This is a genomic window from Burkholderia sp. BCC1208, assembly GCF_902833095.1.
Taxonomy (GTDB): domain Bacteria; phylum Pseudomonadota; class Gammaproteobacteria; order Burkholderiales; family Burkholderiaceae; genus Burkholderia.
Genome location: NZ_CADFDY010000011.1, coordinates 310,776 through 337,199, shown reverse-complemented (window position 1 = coordinate 337,199; position 26,424 = coordinate 310,776). Strand labels below are relative to the sequence as shown.

The window sequence follows — 26,424 nt, the reverse complement described above, 5'->3', positions numbered from 1 at the left end:
ATTCCCATCATCATGCGGCGCCGCCGATGCGGCGCCCGGCAGTCTGAACGAGAGTACTGAGTGAACGTTTTCTTCGAGGAATCGGGCAGTTTCAAGGCGGGCAGCGTGCTGTCGCGCCAGGGCGACGCGTTTCAGGTCGAGTTGCCCGGCGGGCGGCGCGCGAAGGTACGCGCGAAAGACGTGCTGATCGAATTCGACAAGCCGGCCGCCGGCGAGCTGATGCATGAGGCCGATACGGCCGCGCAGCAGATCGATCTGGACTTCCTGTGGGAATGCGCGCCGGCCGACGAGTTCGCGTACACGGCGCTCGCCGCCGAATACTTCGGCGCGACGTATGGCCCGGTCGAGCGCGCGGCGCTCGTGTTGCGGCTGCACGGCTCGCCCGTCTATTTCCGCCGCAAGGGGCGCGGCCAGTACCAGCGCGCGCCGGAAGACCAGCTCAAGATGGCGCTCGCGTCGCTCGAGCGCAAGCGCCAGCAGGCGCTCGTGCAGGCGCAGTATGAAGAGGAACTGAAGGCCGGCAAGTTGCCGGAAGCGTTCGCGGGCAAGGTGCTCGGGCTGCTGACGCGCCCGGACAAGAATTCGATCGAGTACAAGGCGATGGAAGCGGCGGCCGGCGCGCGCGGCGTGTCGCCGGCGCGGCTGATGCTCGACTGCGGCGGCATCGAGTCGCCGCGCGCGCTGCACGAGGCGCGCTTCCTCTCGGAATTCTTCCCGCACGGCACGGGCTTCCCGCCCGTCACGGTCGGCCCGCTGCCGGACGACCTGCCGCGCGCGAACGTCGAGGCGTTCTCGATCGACGACATCACGACCACCGAAATCGACGACGCATTTTCGGTCGAGCACCTGTCCGACGGCCGGGTGCGGATCGGCGTGCACATCGCGGCGCCGGCGCTCGGCATCGTGCGCGGCGACGCGGTCGATGCGATCGCGCGCGCGCGCCTGTCGACCGTCTACATGCCGGGCGACAAGATCACGATGCTGCCGGACGACGTCGTCGACGTGTTCACGCTGAAAGAGGGCGATTACCGCCCGGCGCTGTCGCTGTACATCATCGTCAACCGCGAGACGCAGGACATCGTCGCGAACGAGACGCGCGCCGAGCTCGTGTTCGTGAAGAACAACCTGCGCCACAACACGCTCGACGAGCTCGTCAACGAAGAGACGCTCGCGGCCGGCACCGGCGACTATCCGCACAAGGACGACATCGCCGTGCTGTGGCCGCTCGCGCAGGCGCTTTTCGAGAAGCGCCAGGTCGCGCGCGCGGGCTACGGCCTGAAGCGCGAGGTGCAGCGCAACACCGACTACAACTTCTACGTCGAAGGCGAGCACGTGACGATCACGCCGCGCCGCCGCGGCTCGCCGCTCGATCTGATCGTGTCGGAGCTCGCGATTCTCGCGAACTCGACCTGGGGCGCGTTCCTGCACGACCACACGGTGCCGGGCATCTACCGCTCGCAGCGCGGCTTCGGCGCGCCGGGCCCGAAGCGCACGCGGATGCAGACGACGGCCGCGCCGCACGAAGGCCTCGGCGTCGCGCAGTACGCGTGGAGCACGTCGCCGCTGCGCCGCTACGTCGACCTCGTGAACCAGTGGCAACTGCTCGCGTGCGTGCAGCACGGCGTCACCGCGAAGCTCGCCGCGCCGTTCAAGCCGAAGGACGCCGACCTGTACGCGGTCGTGCAAGGCTTCGACGATACGTATACGGCCTACGCCGACTACCAGCGCCGGATGGAGTACTTCTGGTGCCTGCGCTGGCTCAAGCAGGAACAGAAGAAGCAGGTCGTCGCGAGCGTCGTGAAGGGTGATCTCGTGCGCCTCGAGGACATTCCGCTGCTGCTGCACGTGCCGGGGCTCGGCGTGCATGCGCGCGGCACGCGCGTGCTGCTCGACGTGATGTCGCTCGACGAGCTGACGATCGAGGCGTCGGTGCGCCTGCTCAACGTGCTCGACGCGCCGACCGTGACGAGCGGCGACGCGGCCGACGAAGAGGACGACGCCGAAGGCGGCGACGATACGCTGGTCGACGCGCAAGACGCGTCGGCGCAGGCCGAGGCCGAGGCGCTGGCCGAATCGGGCGACGCGGCGGACGCGGCGGCAGAAGGCGGCGAAGCCGCGAGCGGCAACGACGGCGAAGAGGGGCGCGCATCATGAACGCAGTTGCGTCGACGAGCGGCGCCGACCGCTATGTCGTGTTCGGCAACCCGGTGGCGCACAGCAAGTCGCCGTTCATCCACGCGCAATTCGCCGCGCAGACCGGCGAGCCGATCGAGTACACGCACCGGCTCGCGCCGGTCGACGGTTTCGAGGCCGCCGTGCGCGCGTTCGTCGCCGAAGGCGGTCGCGGCGCGAACGTGACCGTGCCGTTCAAGCTCGACGCGCATGCGCTCGCCGACACGCTGTCGCCGCGCGCGGCGGCGGCAGGCGCGGTGAACACGTTGCGTATCGACGCCGACGGCCGCCTCCACGGCGACAACACCGACGGCGTCGGCCTCGTGCGCGACATCGAAGCGAATCTCGGCGTGTCGCTGGCGGGTGCGCGCATCCTGCTGCTCGGCGCGGGCGGCGCCGCGCGCGGCGTCGTGCTGCCGCTGCTCGACCGCGCGCCGCTGTCGATCACGATCGTGAACCGCACCGCGAGCAAGGCCGAGGCGCTCGTCGGCCAGTTCATGCAGGCCGCGCACGATGCGGGCTGCACGTTCGCGGGGGGCGGCCCCGGCGTCGTGCGGGCCGAACCGTACGACGTGGTGATCAATGCGACGGCCGGCAGCCTCGACGCCGCGCTGCCGGAATGCGACGCTGCCGCGTTCGGCGCCGGCACGCTCGCGTACGACATGATGTACGGCGCGCAGCCGACCGTGTTCATGCAGCACGCGGCGTCGCTCGGCGCGCGCACGGCCGACGGGCTCGGGATGCTGGTCGAGCAGGCGGCCGAATCGTTCTTCATCTGGCGCGGCGTGCGGCCGGACGGTGCACCGGTGCTGGCCGCGCTGCGCCAGGCGCTCGCGGCGAGCTGAACGGAGCGCGGCACGTGGTGGCGGTGAGCGGCACGCAGCGCACGCGGACGACGAGCCTCGCTCGCTGGATCGTCTACGCGGGATCGGTGTTCGCGGGCGCATGGCTCGCGACGCAACTGTTCTATCTCGGGCAGATCGCGCTGTGGTCGTTCGTGAACCCGGGCTCGACCGCGTTCATGCGCACCGACGCGTGGTGGCTGTCGCGCGACACGCCGCCCGCGCAGATCCGGCACCAGTGGGTGCCGTACGACCAGATCTCGCGCAACCTGAAGCGTGCGCTGATCGCCTCCGAAGATTCGACCTTCGCGACCAACAACGGCTACGACGTCGACGCGATCCTGCAGGCGTGGGAGAAGAACAAGGCGCGCGGCAGGATCGTCGCGGGCGGCTCGACGATCACGCAACAGCTCGCGCGCAACCTGTTCCTGTCGCGCGAGAAGAGCTACATCCGCAAGGGGCAGGAGCTGATCATCACGTGGATGCTCGAAACGGTGCTCGACAAGGAGCGCATCTTCGAGATCTACCTGAATTCGGTCGAATGGGGGCGCGGCGTGTACGGCGCCGAAGCGGCCGCACGCTATTACTACAGGATTCCCGCGAGCCGGCTCGGCGCGTGGCAGTCGGCGCGTCTCGCGGTGATGCTGCCGAAGCCGCGCTGGTTCGATGCGCATCGCGGCTCGGCCTACCAGGCGCAGCGTGCGGCAGTCATCGCGCGCCGGATGGGCGCGGCCGAGCTTCCGCAATCCGAGTAAGCGGCGCGCCCGCGCCGCTGCATTGTCCGTTGCGCCGTCGACGCGCGATTGACGCGCTGCAGCGGATTCGTGTCGCCGCCATTTCGGGCCACATCCCTTAGACGAATCCGTCTATTTCGCTTTGCTGAGCAATGCCGGCGACCGCGCGATTTTGTTGGTGGGCAGCGCGTGAAATCCGTGCTTTTTTAGTCCGCACGGCTAAACGCGAAAGCCGATGAAAGCGACGTGAAATGCAACGTTTCGCGAATCGAAGCATTTCTGAAAGGTGTGCGCTGCACCGCCGGCGCGCCAAATATTTCCAAATTTTTCAAAGCTGACGGGCTCGCGTATATTGGCCAGCGCCTCGGCTTATCGGCCGCAATCGAGGCGGGGGGTGGCTTATCCGGCTGCTCGACACGAAAAACATCCGAGAGAAGGAACGCAACGATGCCAGCGAGCAAAGCGAAGCTGTTGTTGGGGGTGGTGTGTTCTTCGCTGATTTTGACGGCCTGCAACGACGACGTGACGTCGTCCGCCGCTGCGAGCGCCGCCGATTCAGCCGATCCCGCCGGTCAGGTCGACCGTGCGTACAACGATCCCAACAGTTATTCGTCGAGCGCGACCGCGTCGCTCGACGCGTCCGCCGCGGTCGAAAAAGCCGCCGTCACGCACCACCAGATCACGCTGAACGGCAAGACGATCCGGTACACGGCCACCGCCGGCCACCTCGTCGCACGCAATCCGCAGACGGGCGCGCCCGAAGCATCGTTCTTCTATGTCGCGTACACGGCCGACAACCAGCCCGCGGCGAAGCGGCCCGTCACGTTCCTGTACAACGGCGGCCCGGGCTCGGCCTCGGTGTGGCTGCACCTCGGTTCGTTCGGCCCGCGCCGGATCCAGACCGGCGACCCGAACGCGAACACGTCGACGTTCCCGTTCGTCGACAACCAGGAAACGCTGCTCGACACGACCGACCTCGTGTTCGTCGATGCGATCGGCACCGGCTTCTCGGAAGCGGTCGCGCCGAACACGAACCAGACGTTCTGGGGCGTCGACCAGGACGCCGGCGCGTTCCGCGATTTCGTGACGCGCTACCTGAGCGTGAACCAGCGCAACGATTCGCCGAAATACCTGTTCGGCGAATCGTACGGCACGCCGCGCACCGACGTGCTCGCGAACCTGCTCGAGACGGCCGGCGTGAAGCTCGACGGCATCGTGCTGCAATCGTCGATCCTGAACTACAACACGAACTGCGACATGGCGAGCGACTATGTCGGCAACTCGAACAACGGGGCGAGCCCGGTGAGCTGCGCCGGCTTCGTGCCGTCGTACGGCACGGTCGGCGCGTATTACCAGCTCGACAACCCCAACCCGTCGAACCTGCCGCAGTATGCGGACCAGATGCGCCTGCTGACGGCCGGCAGCTATGCGCCCGCCGTGAACGCGTATCTGGCGAGCCACACGCCGCCGCCGCCGAATCTCGTCACGACGATGGCGAATTCGACCGGCGTGAAGCAGGCGCTGTGGAATGCCGACTTCAACGTGGTCCCGACTTTCTTCGACAACAGCTTCCAGCTGTCGCTGGTCCCGGGCACGCTGATCGGCCGCTACGACGCACGCGTGAACGTGCCCGTGTCGAGCCCGCTCGCGGCCGACGGCGATCCGTCCAGCTCGTTCATCACGAAGCCGTTCACCGACACGATCGGCAGCTACCTGCCGAACGAACTGAAGTACACCGCGCAGTCGGCCTACTCGGTGAGCAGCAACGCGATCAACACGTGGGACTGGACGCACGACGGCCTGGCGATGCCCGACACGATCCCCGATCTGGCCGCGGCGCTGACGCTGAACCCGGCGCTGAAGGTGCTGTCGCTGAACGGGTATCACGACATCGCGACGCCGTTCTACCAGACCGAACTCGACCTCGCGCGGCTCGGGACACAACCGAACCTGACGATCAAGGACTATCAGGGCGGGCACATGGTCTATCTCGACGATACGTCGCGTCCGCAGGAGAAAGCCGACCTCGTGACCTTCTACGGCGCGGCCGCGCATTGATTGCGCCACGCCGGCGACAGGCGCCCCCCGGCGCCGCTCGCCGGCCGTCGATCCCATTCCAGACTGGAGCCTGACATGAAGAATCGTTTCATCGTCGTTGCCGCGGCGCTCGCATGCGTCGGCGCCGCAGCATCCCTTTCCGCGCAGGCGAGCGACGCCGTCGCGCCGGCGCGTGCGCGCCAGGCGCAGCTCGGCGACCCGTACGTGCCGCCGGCCGCGCGCCACGCGACCGCCGGCACGCAAACGACCGGCGCCGCGCTGCACGCGCAGGTGGTGCGCAAGCTCGCGCGGCAGTTCAGTGCGGCCGACACGCAGAACACGGGTTCGATCACCGAGTCGCAGGCGCGCGCGGCCGGCCTCGGCTATGTCGCGAACCACTTCCGGCAGATCGACGCGGGCGGCAACGGCCGCGTGTCGTTCGCCGACGTCCAGCGCTACATGCAGGCGCGCAGCACGAGCCAGCAGTAAGCGCGGGACGCGTTGGACAAACGGGGGCGGAACCTGCGACACGGCGGGTTCCGCCCCCGTGCGCATGACGCGGCCGTTGCGTCGAGCCCGCGGGCGATTTCGCCGCCATTCTCATTATCTGGACAACGCATTCAAATATTGGAGACGAGTGCGTGCGCTCCTACAATCCGAAGCACATCGACAGCTTCGGACCCACGCATCGCGCGGCGCCCGTCGCACACGGAGACACCTTCCATGAAGTTTGCCGGGCGCTTTACTCGGTGCATCGACCGCCGCCACGCCGCGGCACCGGACGCAGTTCCGGCGCCGCGCGAGCGGCTTCACCGATTCCGTTGAAGAAGCCCCGCCCCATGACCAAGATGCCAGATTCCCTTGCCCTCGACGCCCGGCGCGCGATGCCGGTCAATGCGTCGCTGACCGACAGCATCGGCGCGACCAGCACGCCGCTCGACCTCGCCGCGCAACAGGCCGGCACGCAGACGCTGCTGCGCGGCCTCGCGATTCTCGAAGCGATCGCCAACGGCGCGCGCGACATGCGCGCGATCGGCGCCGCGCTCGGCACGACGCGCAGCACGACGCACCGGCTCGTCAGCAGCCTCGTCCAGGCGCGCTATCTGCGCCAGGTGCAGGGCGGCTACCTGCTCGGCCCGAAGCTGATCGAGCTCGGCACGATCGCGCTCGAGCAGATGCCGCTCACCGCGGTGGCGCGTCCGCATCTCGAGGCGCTCGCGGAAGCGACGCTCGACACGATCCATCTCGGCGTGCGCGACGGCGACGACGTGTTGTACATCGACAAGATTCCCGGCACGCGCGGCCTCGAGATGCGCTCGCGCGTCGGCCACCGGATGCCGCTCGCGTCGACCGGCATCGGCAAGGCGATGATGCTCGACCTCGATCCCGACCTGTGGCGCTCGCTGTTCGAAGCCGCGCGGCGCGCGCTGGCCGGCGTCAATTTCAAGCCCGACAACCGGCCCGAGACGAGCGCGTTCCTGCAGCGCATGGCCCATTACGCGGCCGGCGGCTATACGTTCGATCTCGAGGAAAACGAGGCGTCGATCCGCTGCGTGGCCGCGCCGATCCGCGACGCGTCGGGCGCGGTCGTCGCGGCGGTGTCGGTGGCGAGCACGATTCCGTACATGCCGCACGACCGCATGGACGAACTGATTCCGCTCGTGCAGCGCGAAGCGCGAGCCATTTCCGCGGAACTGGGCTGGAGCCCGCCGCAGGGTACCCGCAGGATCAAACGATGACGACTTCGACCCGGCCCGTTCCGGATGCCAGTTCCGCTTCCCCGTCGCTGATCGCGCTCGACTGGGGCACCACGTCGCTGCGCGCATATTTGTACGACGCGCACGGCGTGCCGATCGACACGCGCAGCCGGGCAGCCGGCGTGATGCACGTGCCGGGCGGCGGCGCGCGTGCGTTCGACGCGGTGTTCGAGGAAGCGTGCGGCGACTGGCTCGACCGTGCGCCCGGCCTGCCGGTGCTCGCCGCCGGAATGGTCGGCAGCGCGCAGGGCTGGCGCGAGGCGCCGTACGTCGCGGTGCCGGCCGGGGCCGACGCGCTCGTCGCGGGCCTCATCACGGTGACGACGTCGCGCGGCGCGACTGTCTCGATCGTGCCGGGCGTGATCGCGACGGGCGAATTGCCCGACGTGATGCGCGGCGAAGAAACGCAGATCGTCGGCGCACTCGCGAGCGATCCGACGCTTGGCGCCGATCGTTCAGGGGTACTGATCGGCTTGCCGGGCACGCATGCGAAATGGGCGTGGGTGAAGGACGGGCTGATCGAGCGTTTCCAGACCTTCATGACCGGCGAGCTGTTCGCGGTGCTGCGCGATCACACGATCCTCGGCCGCACGATGCGAACGGGTGCGTCGCCCGACCGCGCCGCGTTCGTCCGCGGCGTAGCGGTCGCACGCGGCGCGCAGCACACGGGGCTGCTCGCGACGATTTTCAGCACGCGCACGCTGGGGCTGACCGACCGGCTCGCACCCGACGCGCAGGGCGACTACCTGTCCGGCCTGCTGATCGGCCACGAGCTCAATGCGCTCGACGCGATGCTCGCGGAGCGCGGCATCGCGCTCGCGGACCAGCCGCTGCTGCTGATCGGCGACGGCGGCTTGTGTTCGCGCTACGTCGATGCGCTCCAGGTATTCGGCCATGCGCACGCGCGTGTGGCCGCGCATGCGACCGAGCTTGGCCTGTGGCGGATCGCGTCGCGCGCCGGGCTCGTGCGCGCGGACGGCGAGCCCGTCTGCGCCGACCACTGAACTGCTTGTAGAGGAACCCTCGATGCCGACCGACCTGACATTGCCCGCACCGTACACGCCCCACGCCGCACTGATGCGCGCGTTCGACGCGTGTCCGCTGATCGCGATCATGCGCGGCATCGCGCCCGCCGAAGCGGCCGATCACGGCCGCGCGCTCTACGAAGCCGGCTTCCGGATCGTCGAGGTGCCGCTCAACTCGCCGGACCCGTTCGACAGCATCGCGGCGCTGCGGCGCGCGTTGCCTGACGACGCGATCGTCGGAGCGGGCACCGTGCTGCGCGCCGAGTACGTCGACCGCGTGCAGGACGCGGGCGGCGCACTGATCGTGATGCCGCACAGCGACGCGGCCGTGATTCGCCGCGCGCGCGAGCGCGGGCTGGCGAGCGCGCCGGGCGTCGCGACGCCGACCGAAGCGTTCGCGGCGCTGACGAACGGCGCCGACGTGCTGAAGATGTTCCCGGCCGAGCAACTCGGCGTGACGGTCGTGAAGGCATGGCGCGCGGTGATCGACCGCGCGGTGCCGCTGATTCCGGTCGGCGGGATCGCGCCGGACAACATGCGGCCGTTCCTCGACGCCGGCGCGAACGGCTTCGGGCTCGGTTCGGCGCTGTACCGCCCCGGCCAGTCGGCCGACACGACCGCGGCGAATGCGCGCGCGTTCCAGGCCGGCTTGCGCGTCGCGCGCGGCGGAGCCGCATGATGGGCCGCCTCGCGGGCAAGGTCGCGATGGTGACGGGCGCGGGCCGCGGCATCGGCGCCGCGATCGCGCGCGCGTTCGTGCGCGAAGGCGCGGCCGTCGCGCTCGTCGATCTCGACTTCCCGCAGGCGCAGCACACGGCCGCCGCGATTGCACAAGATTGCGACGGCGCGCGCGTGCTGCCGCTGCAGGCGGATGTCGCGCGGCAGCAGGCGGTGCGCGATGCGCTCGCGCAGACTGAAGCGGCGTTCGGCCCGCTCGACGTGCTCGTGAACAACGCGGGCATCAACGTGTTCGCCGATCCGCTGACGATGACCGACGACGACTGGCGGCGCTGCTTCGCGGTCGATCTCGACGGCGTGTGGCATGGCTGCCGCGCGGCGCTGGAGGGTATGGTCGAGCGCGGGCGCGGCAGCATCGTGAACATCGCGTCGACGCATGCATTCAGGATCATCCCGGGCTGCTTTCCGTACCCGGTCGCGAAGCACGGCGTGCTCGGCCTCACGCGTGCGCTCGGCATCGAATACGCGGCGCGCAACGTGCGCGTGAACGCGATCGCGCCGGGCTACATCGAGACGCAGCTCACGCGCGACTGGTGGGACGCGCAGCCCGATCCGGCCGCCGCGCGCGCCGAGACGCTCGCGCTGCAGCCGATGAAGCGGATCGGCCGCCCCGAGGAGGTCGCGATGACGGCCGTGTTCCTGGCGTCCGACGAGGCGCCGTTCATCAATGCCGCGTGCATCACCGTCGATGGCGGGCGCGCGGCGCTGTATCACGACTGACACGATTGACGTAGCGATTCGAAAGACCGCACGTGCGACGGCCGCGCGCACGCTGCGTCGAAACCAACAAGCGGCTGCATCCTGTTCGATGAAAACAAGGAGACTCTGGAGATGAAACGCAGAACGTTCGTAACGCTGGCCGCTGCGGCCGCGGTGGTGATGGGCAGCCCGGTCGCGCACGCGGCCGACCCGGTCAAGATCGGCTTCCTGGTGAAGCAGCCTGAGGAACCGTGGTTCCAGGACGAATGGAAATTCGCCGAGATCGCCGCGAAGCAGAAGGGCTTCACGCTCGTGAAGATCGGTGCGCCGTCCGGCGAGAAGGTGATGAGCGCGATCGACAACCTGTCCGCACAGAAGGCGCAGGGCTTCATCATCTGCACGCCCGACGTGAAGCTCGGGCCGGGCATCGTCGCGAAGGCGAAGTCGCACAACCTGAAGATGATGACGGTCGACGATCGCCTCGTCGACGGCGCGGGCAAGCCGATCGAGGCGGTGCCGCACATGGGGATCTCCGCGTACAACATCGGCAAGCAGGTCGGCGACGGCATCGCGGCCGAGATCAAGAAGCGCGGCTGGGACATGAAGGACGTCGGCGCGATCGACATCACCTACGAGCAGTTGCCGACCGCGCACGACCGCACGAGCGGCGCGACCGACGCGCTGGTCGCCGCCGGCTTCCCGAAGGCGAACGTGATCGCGGCGCCGCAGGCGAAGACCGATACGGAAAACGCGTTCAACGCGGCGAACATCGCGCTCACGAAGAACCCGCAGTTCAAGCACTGGGTCGCCTACGGCCTGAACGACGAGGCCGTGCTCGGCGCGGTGCGCGCGGCCGAAGGGCGCGGCTTCAAGGCCGACAACATGATCGGCATCGGCATCGGCGGTTCCGATTCGGCGCTCAACGAGTTCAAGAAGCCGCAGCCGACGGGCTTCTACGGCACCGTGATCATCAGCCCGAAGCGCCACGGCGAGGAAACCTCGGACCTGATGTACACGTGGATCACGCAGGGCAAGGCGCCGCCGCCGCTGACGCTGACGACGGGCATGCTCGCCACGCGCGACAACGTGGCGAAGGTGCGCGAGGAGATGGGGCTCGCGTCGAAGTAAGCGGCCCGCCGGCTGCCGCGGCGACGCGGCGGCCGGCGGTCGATCGATCTGGAAGTGGGGAGACGACGTGTCAGCGGCACTGCGTTTTGACAATATCGGCAAGGTATTTCCCGGCGTGCGCGCACTCGACGGCATTTCGTTCGACGTGCATGCGGGCGAGGTGCATGGCCTGATGGGCGAGAACGGCGCGGGCAAGTCGACGCTGTTGAAGATTCTCGGCGGCGAATACCAGCCCGATGCGGGCAGCGTGCAGGTCGACGGCCAGCCCGTGCAGTTCGCGAGTGCGGCCGCGTCGATCGCGGCCGGCATCGCGGTGATTCACCAGGAATTGCAGTACGTGCCCGACCTGACGGTCGCGGAAAACCTGTTGCTCGGCCGCCTGCCGAACGCGTTCGGCTGGGTGAGAAAGCGCGAGGCGAAGCGTTACGTGCGCGAGCGGCTCGCCGAGATGGGCGTCGATCTCGATCCGGATGCGCGGCTCGGGCGGTTGTCGATCGCGCAGCGGCAGATGGTCGAGATCTGCAAGGCGCTGATGCGCAACGCGCGCGTGATCGCGCTCGACGAACCGACGAGCTCGCTGTCGCATCGCGAGACCGAGGTGCTGTTCAAACTGGTCGACGATCTGCGTGCGCAAGGCCGCGCGCTGATCTACATCTCGCACCGGATGGACGAGATCTACCGGCTGTGCGATGCGTGCACGATCTTTCGCGACGGGCGCAAGATCGCGTCGCACCAATCGCTGGCCGACGTGCCGCGCGAGCGGCTCGTCGCCGAGATGGTCGGGCGCGAGATTTCGGACATCTACCATTACGCGCCGCGTGCGCTCGGCGACGTGCGGTTTTCCGCCGACGGCGTCGAAGGCCCGGCATTGCGCGAACCGGCGAGCTTCTCGGTGCGCGCGGGCGAGATCGTCGGCTTCTTCGGGCTCGTCGGCGCGGGTCGCAGCGAGCTGATGCGGCTCGTGTACGGCGCGGACCGCCGGCGCGCGGGCGTGCTGACGCTCGACGGCGCGCGCATCGACGTGAAGCGCACCGGCGACGCGATTCGTCACGGCATCGTGCTGTGCCCCGAGGACCGCAAGGAAGAAGGGATCATCGCGATCGCGTCGGTCGCCGAGAACATCAACATCAGCTGCCGCCGCCATTCGCTGCGCGCGGGGCTCTTCATCAACGGCAAGACCGAAAGCGAAACGGCCGACCGCTTCATCCAGCGGCTGAAGATCAAGACGCCGAACCGGCGCCAGAAGATCCGCTTCCTGTCGGGCGGCAACCAGCAGAAGGCGATCCTGTCGCGCTGGCTCGCGGAACCCGATCTGAAGGTCGTGATCCTCGACGAACCGACGCGCGGGATCGACGTCGGCGCGAAGCACGAGATCTACGACGTGATCTACCGGCTCGCGGAGCGCGGCTGCGCGATCGTGATGGTGTCGTCGGAACTGCCGGAAGTGCTCGGCGTGTCCGACCGCATCGTCGTGATGCGCGAAGGCCGGATCGCCGGCGAGCTGCCGCGCGCCGAGGCGAACGAGCACGCGGTGCTGAACCTCGCGCTGCCGCAGACGAGCGCGGTCGAGGCGGCCTGACGCGACATACGACATTCGAATCGAACACGCGCGGCGCGGGTCGCGCGATGCAGGAGCAGGAGATACACCATGCAAGTCAACGAAAACCTTGGCAGCGCCGCCGTGAAGCCGTCGGCCGACGCGCTGGTTCCACAGCAGAGCGACCGCCAGAAGTGGTGGCAGCATCTGACCGAATACAGCCTGATCGCGATCTTCGCGGTGATGTTCATCACGATGTCGCTGACCGTCGATCACTTCTTCTCGATCGACAACATGCTCGGCCTGGCGCTGTCGATCTCGCAGATCGGCATGGTCGCGTGCACGATGATGTTCTGTCTCGCGTCGCGCGACTTCGACCTGTCGATCGGCTCGACCGTCGCGTTCTCAGGCGTGCTGTGCGCGATGGTGCTGAACGCGACCGACAACACGTTCGTCGCGATCATCGCGGCGGTCGCGGCCGGTGCCGCGATCGGCTTCGTGAACGGCGCGGTGATCGCGTACCTGCGCATCAACGCGCTGATCACGACGCTCGCGACGATGGAGATCGTGCGCGGGCTCGGCTTCATCGTGTCGAAGGGGCAGGCGGTCGGCGTGTCGTCGGACACGTTCATCGCGCTCGGCGGGATGTCGATGTTCGGCGTGTCGCTGCCGATCTGGGTCACGCTGGTGTGCTTCATCGGGTTCGGCGTGCTGCTGAACCAGACCGTCTACGGCCGCAACACGCTCGCGATCGGCGGCAATCCGGAAGCGTCGCGGCTCGCGGGGATCAACGTCGAACGCACGCGCGTATACATCTTCCTGATCCAGGGCGCGGTGACGGCGCTCGCGGGCGTGATTCTCGCGTCGCGCATCACGTCGGGCCAGCCGAACGCCGCGCAGGGTTTCGAGCTGAACGTGATCTCCGCGTGCGTGCTGGGTGGCGTGTCGCTGATGGGCGGTCGCGCGACGATCTCGGGCGTCGTGATCGGCGTGCTGATCATGGGCACCGTCGAGAACGTGATGAACCTGCTGAACATCGACGCGTTCTACCAGTACCTCGTGCGCGGCGCGATCCTGCTCGCGGCCGTGCTGCTCGACCAGCTCAAGAACCGCGGCGTACGCGACTGACCGACCTGTTGACACGGAGACGATCCGCATGACCATCGACACTTCCGCGCCCGATCCGCACGCCGCGAGCGACGCGCGCTTCGCGCGCTACCCGAGCCTCGAGGATCGCGCGGTGCTGATCACGGGCGGCGCGACCGGCATCGGCGCGTCGTTCGTCGAGCACTTCGTCGAACAGGGCGCGCGCGTCGCGTTCGTCGATCTCGACGCGGCGGCCGGCGCCGCACTCGCGGAGCGCCTCGCGCATGCACGACATGCGCCGTTGTTCCTGTCGTGCGACCTGACCGACGTCGAGGCGCTGCGCCGGGCGATCGACGCGATCCGCGCACGCATCGGCGCGATCGCGGTGCTCGTGAACAACGCGGCGAACGACACGCGCCATGCGATCGGCGACGTGACGCCCGCGTCGTTCGACGCGGGCATCGCGGTGAACCTGCGTCATCAGTTCTTCGCCGCGCAGGCGGTGATCGACGACATGAAGCGGCAGGGCGCCGGCGCGATCATCAATCTCGGCTCGATCAGCTGGATGCTGAAGAACGGCGGCTATCCCGTCTACGTGATGGCGAAGGCGGCCGTGCAGGGCCTGACGCGCGGCCTCGCGCGCGATCTCGGCCCGTTCGGCATCCGCGTGAATTCGCTGGTGCCCGGCTGGGTGCTGACCGACAAGCAGCGCCGGCTGTGGCTCGACGACGCGGGCCGCGCGGCGATCAAGGCCGGCCAGTGCATCGATGCCGAACTGCTGCCGGCCGATCTTGCACGGATGGCGCTGTTTCTCGCGGCCGACGACAGCCGGATGATCACCGCGCAGGACGTGATCGTCGACGGCGGCTGGGCCTGACCGTTCGCACGACCTGCATCGTTTCTTCGACGAAGGAAAGGAGCTCACCATGACCGCCACGTCCTCGCGCGCATCGTCGTCCACCAGCCAGTCGCGCCGCGCGCGCCTGGCCGCCGCCGCCCAGCCGGTCAGCCCCGGCCCGCAGACGGCCGCGTTCGCGCAGGGCGTCGGCGCCGCGCATGCGGCGGCCGTCACGCTGTCGAACGCTTCGCTGCGGCTCGACGTGCTGCCGCACCTCGGCGGCGGCATCGCGCGCTTCGACTGGCGCGGCGACAACGGCGTGCTGATGCCGGTGTTCCGCCGTTGCGAGCACCCGGAGACGGCGACGGACCCGAACGAGCTCGCGTGCTATCCGCTGCTGCCGTACTCGAACCGGATCGGCGACGGGCGCTTCGAATGCGACGGGCGCAAGGTCGCGGTGCCGCGCAACCGCCGCGACGAGCCGCTGCCGATCCACGGCGACGGCTGGCTCGCGCCGTGGCAGGTGGACGATGCGACCGACACGTCGCTGCAACTGTCGCTCGACCGTGCCGCCGGCGCGCCGTACGCGTTCCGCGCGATCCAGTCGTTCGAACTCGACGACGCGACGCTGTCGATCGCGCTGACGATCGAGAACGCGGGGCGCGCGCGGCTGCCGTTCGGGCTCGGCGTGCATCCGTTCCTCGTGCGCGATGCGGTGACCGAGCTGGCCGCGGCGGCGGGCGGCCTGTGGCTGTCGGGCGCCGATTTCCTGCCGGTACGGCACGTCAGCGTGCCGCCGGCCTGGCAGTTCGGCGTCGCGTATCCGCTGCCGGCCACGCTCGTCAATCACGCGTTCACCGGCTGGGGCGGCCACGCGACGGTGAGCTGGCCGCGCCGCCGGCTGTCGCTGACCGTCGCGGCCGACGCCGACGCGTACGTGCTCTATACGCCGCCGGGCGAGGATTTCTTCTGCTTCGAGCCGGTCGATCATCCGATCAATGCGATGAACCTGCCGGGCGGCGCGACCGCGCACGGGATGACGCTGCTTGCGCCCGGCGAGCGGCTCACGCGGCGTTTCGCGTTCACCGTCGAGCGCGCCGATGCGCGCGGCAACGCCGCGGCACGCGAGGGCCGCCCGCGACGCGGGTAAAATACGCGGTCTACCAACGGTTTGCCGCGAGTACCCGCCATGTCTTCCCCGCTTACTTTCATTGAATCGCTGCGCGCCGCGTGGCTGCGCACGAATTCGCTGCTGTGCGTCGGCCTCGATCCCGAGCCGTCGCGCTTTCCCGTGCAGTTCGACGGCCAGCCCGACGCGATCTTCGAGTTCTGCCGGCAGATCGTCGACGCGACCGCGCAGTACGCGAGCGCGTTCAAGCCGCAGATCGCGTACTTCGCCGCGCATCGCGCGGAAGACCAGCTCGAGCGCCTGATCGCGCACATCCATCTGCAGCATCCGGGCCTGCCCGTGATCCTCGACGCGAAGCGCGGCGACATCGGCAGCACCGCCGAGCAGTACGCGCGCGAAGCGTTCGAGCGCTATCGCGCGGACGCCGTCACGGTGAACCCGTACATGGGCTACGACTCGGTCGAGCCGTACTTCGAGCATGAAGGCAAGGGTGTGATCGTGCTGTGCCGCACGTCGAACCCGGGCGGCTCGGACCTGCAGTTCCTCGAAACGAACGGGGCCGGCCAGCCAGGCCGGCCGCTGTACCAGGTCGTCGCCGATCTCGCGGCGAACAAGTGGAACGCGAGGAACGGCCAGCTCGGCCTCGTGGTCGGCGCGACGTTCCCGAAGGAAATCGAGGTCGTGCGCGGGATCGTCGGCGACATGCCGCTGCTGATCCCCGGCATCGGCGCACAGGGCGGCGACGTGCAGGCGACCGTCAACGCGGGCCGCACGGCCGGCGGCACCGGGATGATGATCAACTCGTCGCGCGCGATCCTGTACGCGAGCAAGGGCGAGGATTTCGCCGAGGCCGCGGCGCTCGCCGCGCAGAAGACGCGCGACACGATCAACGCGCATCGCTGATCGACTCGCACGACACCGTCTCGCACCACGCTGTCTCTCACCACACCGCCCAGCCGGCACGCTGGGCGGTGTGGTGCCGGCCCCGCGCCGGCGCTGCATCCTCCCGTCCCCCTTCGCTTTCCTCGATCCTCCCTGGCGCGCGCCGACAACTTCCCGTCGCTTCCGCATTGCATGTCGGCAATTTATTCGCGCGATCCTGCCTCTTGTCATCGATCCGTCACGAAAATGTCAAGAATAGGAGCGACGCCATGCCCAAGCTGTCCCGCCGTCTTCTGAGCGCGTTCGCCGCGTCGCTGTGCGTGACGTTCGCCCATGCGGCGGATCTCTCGCACTGGCCGGCCGATAGCGCGAAGGCGCTGAACGCGATGATCGCCGCGCATGCGAACCGCGGCGACTACGCGGTGTTCGACGCCGACAACACGACCTACCGCTACGACCTCGAGGAATCGCTGCTGCCGTATCTCGAGAACCGCGGCGTGCTGACGCGCGATTCGCTCGACCCTTCGCTGAAGCTGATCCCGTTCAAGGATTCCGCCGACTACAAGGAATCGCTGACGAGCTACTACTACCGGCTGTGCGAGATCGACGATCTGGTCTGCTATCCGTGGATCGCGCAGGCGTTCGCCGGGCAGTCGCTCGCCGACCTGAAGCGCCACGTCGACGCGATGCTCGCCGACGGCAAGCCGATCCCGATCCGCTACTGGCAGGGCGACAAGGTCGTCGACGGCACGGTGAACCCGCCGCGCTTCTTCCGCGGGATGCAGGAGCTGTACAACGCGCTGCGCGAGAACGGCATCGATGTCTACGTGATGACGGCCGCGCACGAGGAGCTCGCGCGGCTCGTGCTGTCCGACCCGAAGTACGGCTACAACGTGAAGCCGCAGAACGTGATCGGCGTGACGACGCTGCTGCGCAACCCGGCGACCGGCGCGCTGACGACGTCGCGGCTGCAGATCAAGGCCGGCAAGTACGACGAGGCCGCGAACCGCAACCTCGTGATCACGCCGTTCCTGATGAACCCGATGACGTGGTACGAAGGCAAGCTCGGTTCGATCGTCGGCTGGATCGACCAGTGGAAGAAGCCGGTGCTCGTCGCCGGCGACACGCCGACGTCCGACGGCTACATGCTGCTGAACGCGACCGATGTCGCGCGCGGCGGCGTGCGCGTGTGGGTCAACAAGAAGGACAAGCAGATGGCGCAGATCCGCGCGTGGTCGGACGAATCGGCCGCGAAGCAGAAGTCGCTCGGCCTGCCGGTGACGGCGGACAAGAACTGGATCGTCGTGAAGCCCGACGCGATTCAGTAAGCGCGCGGCGGGCGCGGCACGCCGCCGGCCCGCTCAGCGTTCGCGCTCGTCGAGCAGCTTCAGCAGCCCGCGCAGCGCATGCGCGGCCGCCTGCGTGCGGATCTGTTCGCGATCGCCCTTGAACACGAGCGTTTCGACGTCGGTATGCAGCCGGTTGCTCCAGCCGAACGACACGGTGCCGACCGGCTTCTTCTCGCTGCCGCCGGCCGGCCCCGCGATGCCGGTGACGGACAGCGCGACCTGCGCGCGGCTGTTGCGCAGCGCGCCTTCGGCCATTGCCCGCGCGACGGGCTCGCTGACCGCGCCGTGCTTGTCGATCAGGTCGGCCGGCACGCCGATCATCTCGATCTTGGCCTGGTTCGAGTACGTGACGAAGCCGCGCTCGAACCACTGGCTGCTGCCGGAGATGTCGGTGATCGCCGCGGCGATCATGCCGCCGGTGCAGGATTCGGCGGTGGCGAGCGTGAGGTGCTCGTCACGCAGCTTGTTGCCTGCGCGGATCGCAAGCTGGTGAACGACGGAATCGGTTGGCATGCGCGTCGGGAAACAGTCGGGGAAACAGTCGGGAAATCGGTCAGCCGGCGACGGAGCGCCACAGGGCGATCACGAGCAGCGTCATGAACGCGGCGACCAGGTCGTCGACCATGATGCCGAGCCCGCCTTTCAGGCGGCGCTCGAAGTAGCGGATCGGCGGCGGCTTGAGCATGTCGAAGAAGCGGAACGCGACGAACGCCCACAGCTGGCCGACGAAGGTCGCGGGCGTGACGAACAGCATCACGAGCCAGATCGCGACGATCTCGTCCCAGACGACGGCGCCCGGATCGGCCATCCCGGCCTTCTTCGCGGTGAAACCGGTGACCCACGTGCCCGCCACGAAGCCGACGGCGATCAGCGCCCACCATTCGGGCACCGTCAGGTAGCGGTTGAGCACGACGAACGCGAGCCAGCCGAACAGCGAGCCGAAGGTGCCGGGCATGATCGGCGCGAGCCCGCTGCCGAAGCCGAGCGACACGATATGCGCCGGATGCGACAGCATGAAGCGGGCCGTCATGCGTGTCGGCGCGGGCTGCGCGGCGCCGGGCTCGGCCGCGGCGTGCGCGGGCGTCGGATCAGTCTGCATGGAAGTGGTCGAAGCCGTGCAACGTGAGAGCGAGGGGCGCGCCGGCGGCGTCGCGCCACGCGATGGCGGGTTGCGCCGACGGCGCGGACAACGCGCGTATTGTACCGATTCGCGTGACCGGCACGCCGGCCGTGGCGCCCGCTGCGGCGACCGCCGCGCGCGCCGCAACCGGCGCCGTGAAGCAGAGTTCGTAGTCGTCGCCGCCGGCCAGCGCGCAGCGGCGCTGCACGTCGGCCGGCAGCGTCGCGAGCGCGGCCGAGCGCGGCACCGCGTCGGCGTCGATCTCGGCGCGCACGTTCGAGCGCGTCAGGATGTGCTGGAGGTCGCCGGCGAGGCCGTCCGAAAGATCGAGCGCCGCGTGCGCGACGCCCGCGAGCGCCAGGCCGAGCGCGACGCGCGGTTCGGGCCGCTCGAGCGCGCGCCGGAACGCGGCGGCTTCATCCGCGCCGGCCGCCCATTCGCCGCGGGCGACGCCGAGGCCCGCGCGCGCATCGCCGAGCGTGCCGGACACCCACACGTCGTCGCCGTCGCGCGCGGCATCGCGCCGCAGCGCCGTGTCGGGCGCGACTTCGCCGAACACGGTCACGCACAGGTTCAGCGGCCCGCTCGTCGTGTCGCCGCCGATCAGCTCGCAGCCGTATCGCTCGGCCAGCGCGAAGAGACCGTCGCTGAACGCCTCGAGCCACGCCGCGTCGGCACGCGGCAGCGCGCACGCGAGCGTGAAGGCGCGCGGCTCGGCGCCCATCGCCGCGAGGTCCGACAGGTTGACCGCGAGCGTCTTGTGGCCGAGCGCGTCGGGCGCGACATCGGGGAAGAAGTGGCGGCCTTCCACCAGCATGTCCGTCGAAATGGCCAGCAATTTCCCGGATCGGGGCGCAATCAGTGCGCAATCGTCGCCGATGCCGAGCGTCGACGCGCGGGCACCCTGCGCGGCGCGGCGCGTGAAGAAGCGTTCGATCAGCGAAAACTCGGAGAGGGCGGCTGGCACGGCGGGCGATCCGAAACGGTTGAAGGAACGGCATTGTACGAGGCGAGCGGCGGCGCGCCTGCACCATCCAGTACATTTTGGTCGCGGCTGTCGCACCCGAATCGCCGGTCTGGCGGCCGATGATTGGCGCTACAATGCCGTCGAACAGTTATTCTAATCCGCACGTCACGAGACACATGTCCACCCAAGCCTCCTCCAAAGCCAAGCTCCGCGAAGCCGCGCTCGACTATCACGAATTTCCGACCCCCGGCAAAATCGCGATCGCCCCGACCAAGCAGATGATCAACCAGCGCGACCTCGCGCTCGCGTATTCGCCGGGTGTCGCGTACGCGTGCGAGGAGATCGTCGAGAACCCGCTGAACGCGGCGCGTTTCACCGCCCGCAGCAACCTGGTCGGCGTCGTGACGAACGGCACGGCGGTGCTCGGTCTCGGCAACATCGGCCCGCTCGCGTCGAAGCCGGTGATGGAAGGCAAGGCGGTGCTGTTCAAGAAGTTCGCGGGCATCGACGTGTTCGACATCGAGCTGAACGAATCGGACCCGCACAAGCTCGTCGACGTGATCGCCGCGCTGGAGCCGACCTTCGGCGGGATCAACCTCGAAGACATCAAGGCGCCGGACTGCTTCATCGTCGAGCGCGAAGCGCGCAAGCGGATGAAGATTCCGGTGTTCCACGACGACCAGCACGGCACCGCGATCGTCGTGGCCGCGGCGGTCACGAACGGCCTGAAGGTCGTCAACAAGGACATCAAGAAGGTCAAGCTCGTCGCGTCGGGCGCGGGCGCGGCCGCGCTCGCGTGTCTCGACCTGCTGGTCGACATCGGCCTGCCGCTCGAGAACATCACGGTGACCGACCTGGCCGGCGTGGTCTACAAGGGCCGCACCGAGCTGATGGATCCGGACAAGGAGCGTTTCGCGCGCGAAACCGACGCCCGCACGCTGGCCGAGGTGATCGACGGCGCGGACATCTTCCTCGGCCTGTCGGCCGCGGGCGTGCTGAAGCAGGAGATGGTGAAGGGCATGGCCGAGCGCCCGCTGATCCTCGCGCTCGCGAACCCGACGCCGGAAATCCTGCCGGAAGCGGCGCTCGAAGTCCGCCCCGACGCGATTCTCGCGACCGGCCGCACCGACTATCCGAACCAGGTCAACAACGTCCTGTGCTTCCCGTTCATCTTCCGCGGCGCGCTCGACGTCGGCGCGACGACGATCACGCGCGAAATGGAGATCGCGGCCGTCAATGCGATCGCCGAACTCGCGCAGCACGAGCAGAGCGACATCGTCGCGACCGCATACGGCATTCAGGACCTGTCGTTCGGGCCCGAATACCTGATTCCGAAGCCGTTCGATCCTCGCCTGATCGTGAAGATCGCACCGGCCGTCGCGCAGGCCGCGATGGACGGCGGCGTCGCGACGCGCCCGATCGAGGACATGGAGGCGTATCGCGTCCATCTGCAGCAGTTCGTGTATCACAGCGGCACGACGATGAAGCCGATCTTCCAGATCGCGCGCGCCGCGCCGGAAGCGAAGAAGCGCGTCGTGTTCGCGGAAGGTGAAGAAGAGCGCGTGTTGCGCGCCGTTCAGATCATCGTCGACGAAAAACTCGCGAAGCCGATCCTGATCGGCCGCCCGTCGGTGATCGAGCACCGGATCCAGCGCTACGGCCTGCGCCTCACGCCCGGCACCGATTTCACGGTCGTCAACACCGAGCACGACGAGCGCTACCGCGACTTTTGGCAGACGTACCACAAGATGATGGCGCGCAAGGGTATCAGCGAGCAGCTCGCGCGCGTCGAAATGCGCCGGCGCACGACGCTGATCGGCTCGATGCTGGTGAAGAAGGGCGAGGCGGACGGGATGATCTGCGGCACGATCAGCACCACGCATCGCCACCTGCACTTCATCGACCAGGTGATCGGCAAGCGCCCGGGTTGCAGCGTGTACGCGGCGATGAACGGCCTCGTGCTGCCGGGTCGCCAGATTTTCCTCGTCGATACGCACGTGAACGTCGATCCGACCCCGGAGGAGCTGGCCGAGATCACGATCATGGCCGCGGAAGAAGTGCGCCGCTTCGGCATCGAGCCGAAGGTCGCGCTGCTGTCGCACTCGAATTTCGGCACGAGCAATGCCCCTTCGGCGAAGAAGATGCGCGATACGCTCGCGATCCTGCAGGAAACCGCGCCGGAGCTGAAGGTCGACGGCGAGATGCACGGCGACGTCGCGCTCGACGCGGCGCTGCGCAAGGAGATCCTGCCGGAATCGACGCTGGAAGGCGACGCGAACCTGCTGGTCCTCCCGAACATCGACGCCGCGAACATTGCGTACAACCTGCTGAAGACGGCCGCCGGCAACAACATCGCGATCGGGCCGATCCTGTTGGGCGCCGCGGAGCCGGTGCACGTGCTGACCGAATCGGCGACCGTTCGTCGCATCGTCAACATGGCGGCGCTGCTGGTCGCCGACGTCAACGCCGCCCGCTGAGCGAGAACGAACGCGCGGCGCCGGTCGGACCGGTGCCGCACGTCGGGCGAAATTGTAAACAAAAGCAAAAAGAGGCGTGCCCGCAATGGGCACGCCGCGGGCAGGGCGCAAACGCGCTTCCCTCAAAGCAACAGCAGCATCTCTCCACTCCAGGCAGCGAGTGTGGCGAGGAGGCAGGGACTCGCCATACGAAAGATGCCGGCCGTATTTTATCCTATGTAAGTTAAATGTAGTGCAAATTCGGTAAGAAATACGCATATCCGCGTGTCGTCGGGCTTTCGATTCCCAAACGGACATTGATTCGCGCGGCCAATAACGCTACGCTAACGCCTTTGTTGGTCGTCAACTACTTGATTTAACAGCGGGAACCCTGGTTCATGGCACGCAAGTGGCTCCGCAACGGCGCGCTCGCGTCCGTCTTCGCGATGTTCGCGATGGGTATCGTCGGCACGCCGATGGGCAGTCTGGTTTCCGCCGCTTACGCACGGGAGGCCGTTCCGGCCGACGTGGCCGCGAGCGGGCTCGATACGATCCCGACCGCCCGTCTTCCGCGCGAGGCCGTGACCACGCTGGGACTGATCGGCGCCGGCGGCCCCTATCCGTACGAGAAAGACGGCGTCGTGTTCGGCAACCGCGAGCGGATTTTGCCGAAGGCGAAGCGCGGCTACTACCATGAGTACACGGTACCGACGCCGCGTGCGCGCAATCGCGGCGCGCGCCGGATCGTCTGTGGCGGGCCGTTGCGCCGGATCGACAACTGTTATTACACGGGCGACCACTACAACAGTTTTAAACGTATTGTTGAATGACTTCGGGACGAATGGCATGAGCGACTCCATCTACGCGCACGATTCGGCGGCGGCGGAACTGTTCGCGGCCGGCGACGGCAATCTGTTTCAGCGCGTGATTCAACTGAACGCGGCGGCACAGGCCGTCGGCGCGCCGGAACAACAGGAAGCCGAGCCCGGGCTTTCATCGAACGAGGAGCCTATGAGCCTTTTCACGACCGTGCGACCCAATCTCGTGCAGTCGATCCGCGCGTTCCGCGTGCAGGATCTCGCCGACGAAGCCGGTCGGCTCGGCCAGCACTTTCTGTACGCGTATTGCGGCGCCGCGCAGTCGAAGCAGGAAGTAATGGAAACGATCGCGACGTCGTTCCTGTTCCCGAAGCATTTCGGGAAGAACTACGATGCGCTGTACGACTGCCTGACCGACCTCGTCGCGAAGGCCGGCGCGCAGCCCGGTTTCGTGATCGTCCTCGAAGGGCTGCCGATCGCGCAGAAGTTCGACAAGGAAGGGCGCGAGACGCTGCTCGACGTGTTCCGTGAGGCAGCCGAGTTCTGGGCCGAGCGCAAGGTCGCGTTCCGCGTGTTCTACTCGTTCGCGTAAGTTTGCATCGACGGCCCGGCACGCAGCGTCATCGCAGCTTCCGGTCGCGTACGCCGCCGGCACCGGAATCAGGTCCGCAACTTCTCCAAAACCCGCCTTCGTGCGGGTTTTTTTACGCTTGGCGACAAAATCCGCGGGCACGCCGGCACCCACGGACCATGCTTCGCGTCATCGCGGCCGTGCCGGCGACAAGCACATCGACGCAATAGCACCACGCAGCTTTTTGCTTGTCACCACCCGCCCCAGCGCGCCGCCAACGCCGCCAGCACCGCCGCGCCCGCAGTCTCCGTGCGCAGCACACGCGGCCCGAGCGACAGCGCGGTGAACCCGCGTGCGCGCGCCGCGTTTTCCTCGTCGGGCGACAACCCGCCTTCAGGCCCGATCAGCAATGTGACGTTCGCAGTCGGTGGCGCATCGGGCAGCGACGAAAACGGAACGCTCGCGCGCGGCGACAGCAGCAGCCGCAGCTCGCCGTCGGCCGGCCCCGCCGGCAGCATATCGAGCCACGCGCCGAAGCCGCATACCGGCGCGACCTCGGGCACACGGTTGCGCCCGCACTGCTCGCACGACGCGCGTACGACACCGCGCCAGTGCGCGACGCGTTTGTCCGCCCGTTCGCCGGCGAGCTTCACGACGCCGCGCGCGGTCGACAGCGGCACGACCGCCGCGACGCCGAGCTCGACGGCCTTCTCGATCACCCAGTCCATCTTGTCGCCGCCGGCGATCCCCTGCGCGAGCGTCACGCGATAGGGCGGCTCGGCCTCGGCGGGCTCGAACGTCTCGACCTGCGCGAGCGCGTTGCGCTTGTCGACTTCGACGAGCCGTGCGCGGTACTGGCCGCCCGTGCCGTCGAACAGCGCGAGCACGTCGCCGGGCTGCAGGCGCAGCACCTGCACGTGGCGCGCGACGTCGGCCGGCAACGCGAGCGTGGCGTCGGCGCACAGCGCGGCGTCGACGAAAAAGCGCGGCACGGCCGCGGTGGTGGTGGCTTCGTTCATGCGTGTGGGGGTTTCGGTCATGCGTCGAGACGGCACCCGAGCGCCCAGCGGTAGCCGTCGAGATCCTCGATCTGCGCGAACCGGTCGCCCCAGAACTGATCCTGCGGCGCGCTCAGCGATTTCGCGCCCGCGTCGAGCGCGCGCTGCCAGGTGGCGTCGACGTCGTCGACATACAAATAGAACGATTGCGGCGCGGTGGCGTTCGCGCGCTTCGGCGTGAGCGCGGGCGAGCCGAACGCGCCTTCGGGCGCGAACATCACGATCAGCTGGCCGCGATAGGCCATCTCGACGTGCATGATCGCGCCGTCCTCGTCGTGCATGTCGCGCACGGTGAAGCCGAATGCGGCCTGGAAGAAATCGATGGCCGCGCGCGCGTTGCGTACGGCCAGGTAGGGTGTCAACCAAGGCACGTTGGCCGGACGTGGATCGGTCATGAAATCTCCTGTTGCAGTGTCGGCGCGTCGGCGCCTGCGCCGGTCTCATGCTGGAACAACGGAACGTTGCGGCCGTCCGGAGGTTCAGCGGCGAACGCCCAGTGTATCGCGCAGCGCGCGCGGCAGGGCAAAGAGGGACGCATGCAGCCGTGCATCGTAGTAGCGCAAGCCGTCGACCCGGCGGGCCGCGAGCCGTTCGTCGACGTCGTGCGAGAACAGTGCGGCCGCATCGAGCGTGTCGCTCGCGATCGCCATCAGCCACTGCGAGCCGTACAGCGGCACGTGCGCGGACAGCGGATCGACGACCGCGAAGCTCGCGCGCAGGTCGCTGAGCAGCGCGGCGATGCGCGCGGCATGGAACACCGGCGAGCCGAGATGCATCGAGATCGCGCCGCAGCGCGTGAGGATCCGCTTGAGTCGCGTGTAGAACGCGCGCGTGTAGAGGCCGGCCGCCGGCGAATCGGGCGGCGTGAGGTCGAACACGACGAGATCGAAATGTTCGACCGTCGAATCGACGAAATGCGCGGCGTCGCCGATCACGACCTCGACACGCGGGTCGTCGAGCGCGCCCTGGTGCACGTCGTCGAGATAGCGGCGCGCCATCCCGACCACCTCGTCGTCGAGTTCGGCGATCACGATCCGCTCGATGCACGCGTGCTTGAGCAACTGGCGCGCCGCGCCGCCGTCGCCGCCGCCGAGCACGAGCGCCTTGCGCGGCGACGGATGCGCGAGCGCGGCCGGGTGCGTCATGCACTCGTGATAGACGTATTCGTCGCCGACCGACGTCATCGGCCGGCCGTCCAGCGTGAACAGGCGGCCGAGCTGCGGGGTTTCCCAGACTTCGATCCGCTGGTGCGGGGACGCGACGTGCGCGAGCCGCCGGGCATTCGGGAAGCCGTAGGTGGCGTCGGGCGTCGGGTGAAAGAGAAGGGTGGTGCTCACGGGCAGGCCGCTGGGGCAGGCAGTTCCGACGCCTGAATTATAGGAGGCGGGCGGTTTCGTGGAAAACCGTGCCGGAACAGTGCGTGCCGACAAGGGAAATGCCGGCCCATCTGTTAAAATGACGAGCTTTGCAGCCCCGTCCGT

General features: G+C 68.3%; 25 protein-coding genes. 19 read left to right on the top strand and 6 right to left on the bottom strand.

Going from position 1 to position 26,424, the window contains the following annotated elements; all coding sequences use genetic code 11:
* The first annotated feature begins 60 nt into the window (after positions 1-60).
* The 16 genes from HWX09_RS26950 (at position 61) to HWX09_RS26875 (ending at position 17,932) form a co-directional block, all read left to right on the top strand.
* A complete protein-coding gene (locus HWX09_RS26950; protein ID WP_027783498.1) occupies positions 61-2,154 on the top strand; it encodes an RNB domain-containing ribonuclease in 2,094 nt (697 codons plus the stop codon).
* Positions 2,151-3,017 carry a shikimate dehydrogenase gene (gene aroE, locus HWX09_RS26945; RefSeq protein WP_027783499.1) on the top strand — a complete coding sequence of 289 codons (867 nt, stop codon included), beginning with the start codon at positions 2,151-2,153 and terminating at the stop codon, positions 3,015-3,017. Before HWX09_RS26950 ends, aroE begins: the two co-directional genes overlap by 4 nt.
* A gap of 14 nt (positions 3,018-3,031) precedes the next feature.
* Positions 3,032-3,769, top strand: coding sequence for a monofunctional biosynthetic peptidoglycan transglycosylase (gene mtgA / locus HWX09_RS26940; RefSeq protein ID WP_027783500.1), 738 nt, complete (start codon positions 3,032-3,034; stop codon positions 3,767-3,769).
* Between the two features lie 426 nt (positions 3,770-4,195).
* Positions 4,196-5,806, top strand: coding sequence for a peptidase S10 (locus HWX09_RS26935; protein WP_027783501.1), 1,611 nt, complete (start codon positions 4,196-4,198; stop codon positions 5,804-5,806).
* A 75-nt stretch (positions 5,807-5,881) separates the two neighbouring features.
* Entirely contained in the window at positions 5,882-6,274 is a 393-nt protein-coding gene (locus HWX09_RS26930; RefSeq protein ID WP_027783502.1) for an EF-hand domain-containing protein, read from the top strand.
* 350 nt (positions 6,275-6,624) lie between these two features.
* Entirely contained in the window at positions 6,625-7,524 is a 900-nt protein-coding gene (locus HWX09_RS26925; RefSeq protein ID WP_027783503.1) for an IclR family transcriptional regulator, read from the top strand.
* Positions 7,521-8,546, top strand: a complete 1,026-nt coding sequence (locus HWX09_RS26920; RefSeq protein WP_027783504.1) for a 2-dehydro-3-deoxygalactonokinase — start codon at positions 7,521-7,523, stop codon at positions 8,544-8,546. Before HWX09_RS26925 ends, HWX09_RS26920 begins: the two co-directional genes overlap by 4 nt.
* 22 nt (positions 8,547-8,568) lie before the next feature.
* On the top strand, positions 8,569-9,246 hold the full coding sequence (locus HWX09_RS26915; RefSeq protein ID WP_027783505.1) for a 2-dehydro-3-deoxy-6-phosphogalactonate aldolase: 678 nt from the start codon (positions 8,569-8,571) through the stop codon (positions 9,244-9,246).
* Positions 9,246-10,025: an SDR family oxidoreductase gene (locus HWX09_RS26910; protein ID WP_027783506.1), complete on the top strand. Its 780-nt coding sequence runs from the start codon at positions 9,246-9,248 to the stop codon at positions 10,023-10,025. The genes HWX09_RS26915 and HWX09_RS26910 overlap by 1 nt, the downstream gene beginning before the upstream one ends.
* Positions 10,026-10,136: 111 nt before the next feature.
* Positions 10,137-11,132, top strand: coding sequence for an arabinose ABC transporter substrate-binding protein (locus HWX09_RS26905; RefSeq protein WP_027783507.1), 996 nt, complete (start codon positions 10,137-10,139; stop codon positions 11,130-11,132).
* A 67-nt stretch (positions 11,133-11,199) separates the two neighbouring features.
* The gene (gene araG, locus HWX09_RS26900) at positions 11,200-12,711 is read left to right on the top strand and encodes an L-arabinose ABC transporter ATP-binding protein AraG (RefSeq protein WP_027783508.1); all 1,512 of its coding nucleotides are present in this window, start codon (positions 11,200-11,202) and stop codon (positions 12,709-12,711) included.
* Between the two features lie 69 nt (positions 12,712-12,780).
* Positions 12,781-13,797 (top strand): L-arabinose ABC transporter permease AraH, encoded by a 1,017-nt coding sequence (araH, locus tag HWX09_RS26895; protein WP_027783509.1) that lies wholly within the window; start codon positions 12,781-12,783, stop codon positions 13,795-13,797.
* A gap of 28 nt (positions 13,798-13,825) precedes the next feature.
* A complete protein-coding gene (locus tag HWX09_RS26890) occupies positions 13,826-14,632 on the top strand; it encodes an SDR family oxidoreductase (protein ID WP_027783510.1) in 807 nt (268 codons plus the stop codon).
* Positions 14,633-14,681: 49 nt separating this feature from the next.
* Positions 14,682-15,743 (top strand): aldose 1-epimerase, encoded by a 1,062-nt coding sequence (locus HWX09_RS26885; protein ID WP_027783511.1) that lies wholly within the window; start codon positions 14,682-14,684, stop codon positions 15,741-15,743.
* 39 nt (positions 15,744-15,782) lie between these two features.
* Entirely contained in the window at positions 15,783-16,625 is an 843-nt protein-coding gene (gene pyrF, locus HWX09_RS26880; RefSeq protein ID WP_027783512.1) for an orotidine-5'-phosphate decarboxylase, read from the top strand.
* A gap of 248 nt (positions 16,626-16,873) precedes the next feature.
* Positions 16,874-17,932: a hypothetical protein gene (locus HWX09_RS26875; RefSeq protein ID WP_027783513.1), complete on the top strand. Its 1,059-nt coding sequence runs from the start codon at positions 16,874-16,876 to the stop codon at positions 17,930-17,932.
* Positions 17,933-17,965: 33 nt separating this feature from the next.
* Here HWX09_RS26875 and HWX09_RS26870 read toward each other — a convergent pair whose 3' ends face one another.
* From HWX09_RS26870 to thiL, 3 genes are read right to left on the bottom strand one after another with little or no spacing between them, the layout of a single operon-like run.
* On the bottom strand, positions 17,966-18,466 hold the full coding sequence (locus HWX09_RS26870; protein WP_027783514.1) for a CinA family protein: 501 nt from the start codon (positions 18,464-18,466) through the stop codon (positions 17,966-17,968).
* A 40-nt stretch (positions 18,467-18,506) separates the two neighbouring features.
* Complete coding sequence (locus tag HWX09_RS26865; protein ID WP_027783515.1) at positions 18,507-19,052, bottom strand: phosphatidylglycerophosphatase A; 546 nt, start codon at positions 19,050-19,052, stop codon at positions 18,507-18,509.
* Positions 19,042-20,040 carry a thiamine-phosphate kinase gene (gene thiL / locus HWX09_RS26860; RefSeq protein ID WP_027783516.1) on the bottom strand — a complete coding sequence of 333 codons (999 nt, stop codon included), beginning with the start codon at positions 20,038-20,040 and terminating at the stop codon, positions 19,042-19,044. The genes HWX09_RS26865 and thiL overlap by 11 nt, the downstream gene beginning before the upstream one ends.
* Before the next feature lie 134 nt (positions 20,041-20,174).
* Between thiL and HWX09_RS26855 the strand changes: the two genes are divergently transcribed.
* The 3 genes from HWX09_RS26855 (at position 20,175) to HWX09_RS26845 (ending at position 23,906) form a co-directional block, all read left to right on the top strand.
* Positions 20,175-22,517, top strand: a complete 2,343-nt coding sequence (locus tag HWX09_RS26855; RefSeq protein WP_027783517.1) for an NADP-dependent malic enzyme — start codon at positions 20,175-20,177, stop codon at positions 22,515-22,517.
* 377 nt (positions 22,518-22,894) lie between these two features.
* Complete coding sequence (locus HWX09_RS26850) at positions 22,895-23,326, top strand: ribonuclease (RefSeq protein ID WP_027783518.1); 432 nt, start codon at positions 22,895-22,897, stop codon at positions 23,324-23,326.
* Positions 23,327-23,342: 16 nt separating this feature from the next.
* On the top strand, positions 23,343-23,906 hold the full coding sequence (locus HWX09_RS26845) for a barstar family protein (RefSeq protein WP_027783519.1): 564 nt from the start codon (positions 23,343-23,345) through the stop codon (positions 23,904-23,906).
* Positions 23,907-24,136: 230 nt separating this feature from the next.
* On the opposite strand, the gene HWX09_RS26840 is transcribed toward HWX09_RS26845, so the two are convergent.
* From HWX09_RS26840 to speE, 3 genes are all read right to left on the bottom strand, one after another.
* Complete coding sequence (locus HWX09_RS26840) at positions 24,137-24,904, bottom strand: 16S rRNA (uracil(1498)-N(3))-methyltransferase (RefSeq protein ID WP_027783520.1); 768 nt, start codon at positions 24,902-24,904, stop codon at positions 24,137-24,139.
* 17 nt (positions 24,905-24,921) lie between these two features.
* Positions 24,922-25,338 (bottom strand): glyoxalase/bleomycin resistance/extradiol dioxygenase family protein, encoded by a 417-nt coding sequence (locus HWX09_RS26835; protein WP_027783521.1) that lies wholly within the window; start codon positions 25,336-25,338, stop codon positions 24,922-24,924.
* An 84-nt stretch (positions 25,339-25,422) separates the two neighbouring features.
* Positions 25,423-26,280 (bottom strand): polyamine aminopropyltransferase, encoded by an 858-nt coding sequence (gene speE / locus HWX09_RS26830; protein ID WP_027783522.1) that lies wholly within the window; start codon positions 26,278-26,280, stop codon positions 25,423-25,425.
* Between the last annotated feature and the right edge of the window lie 144 nt (positions 26,281-26,424).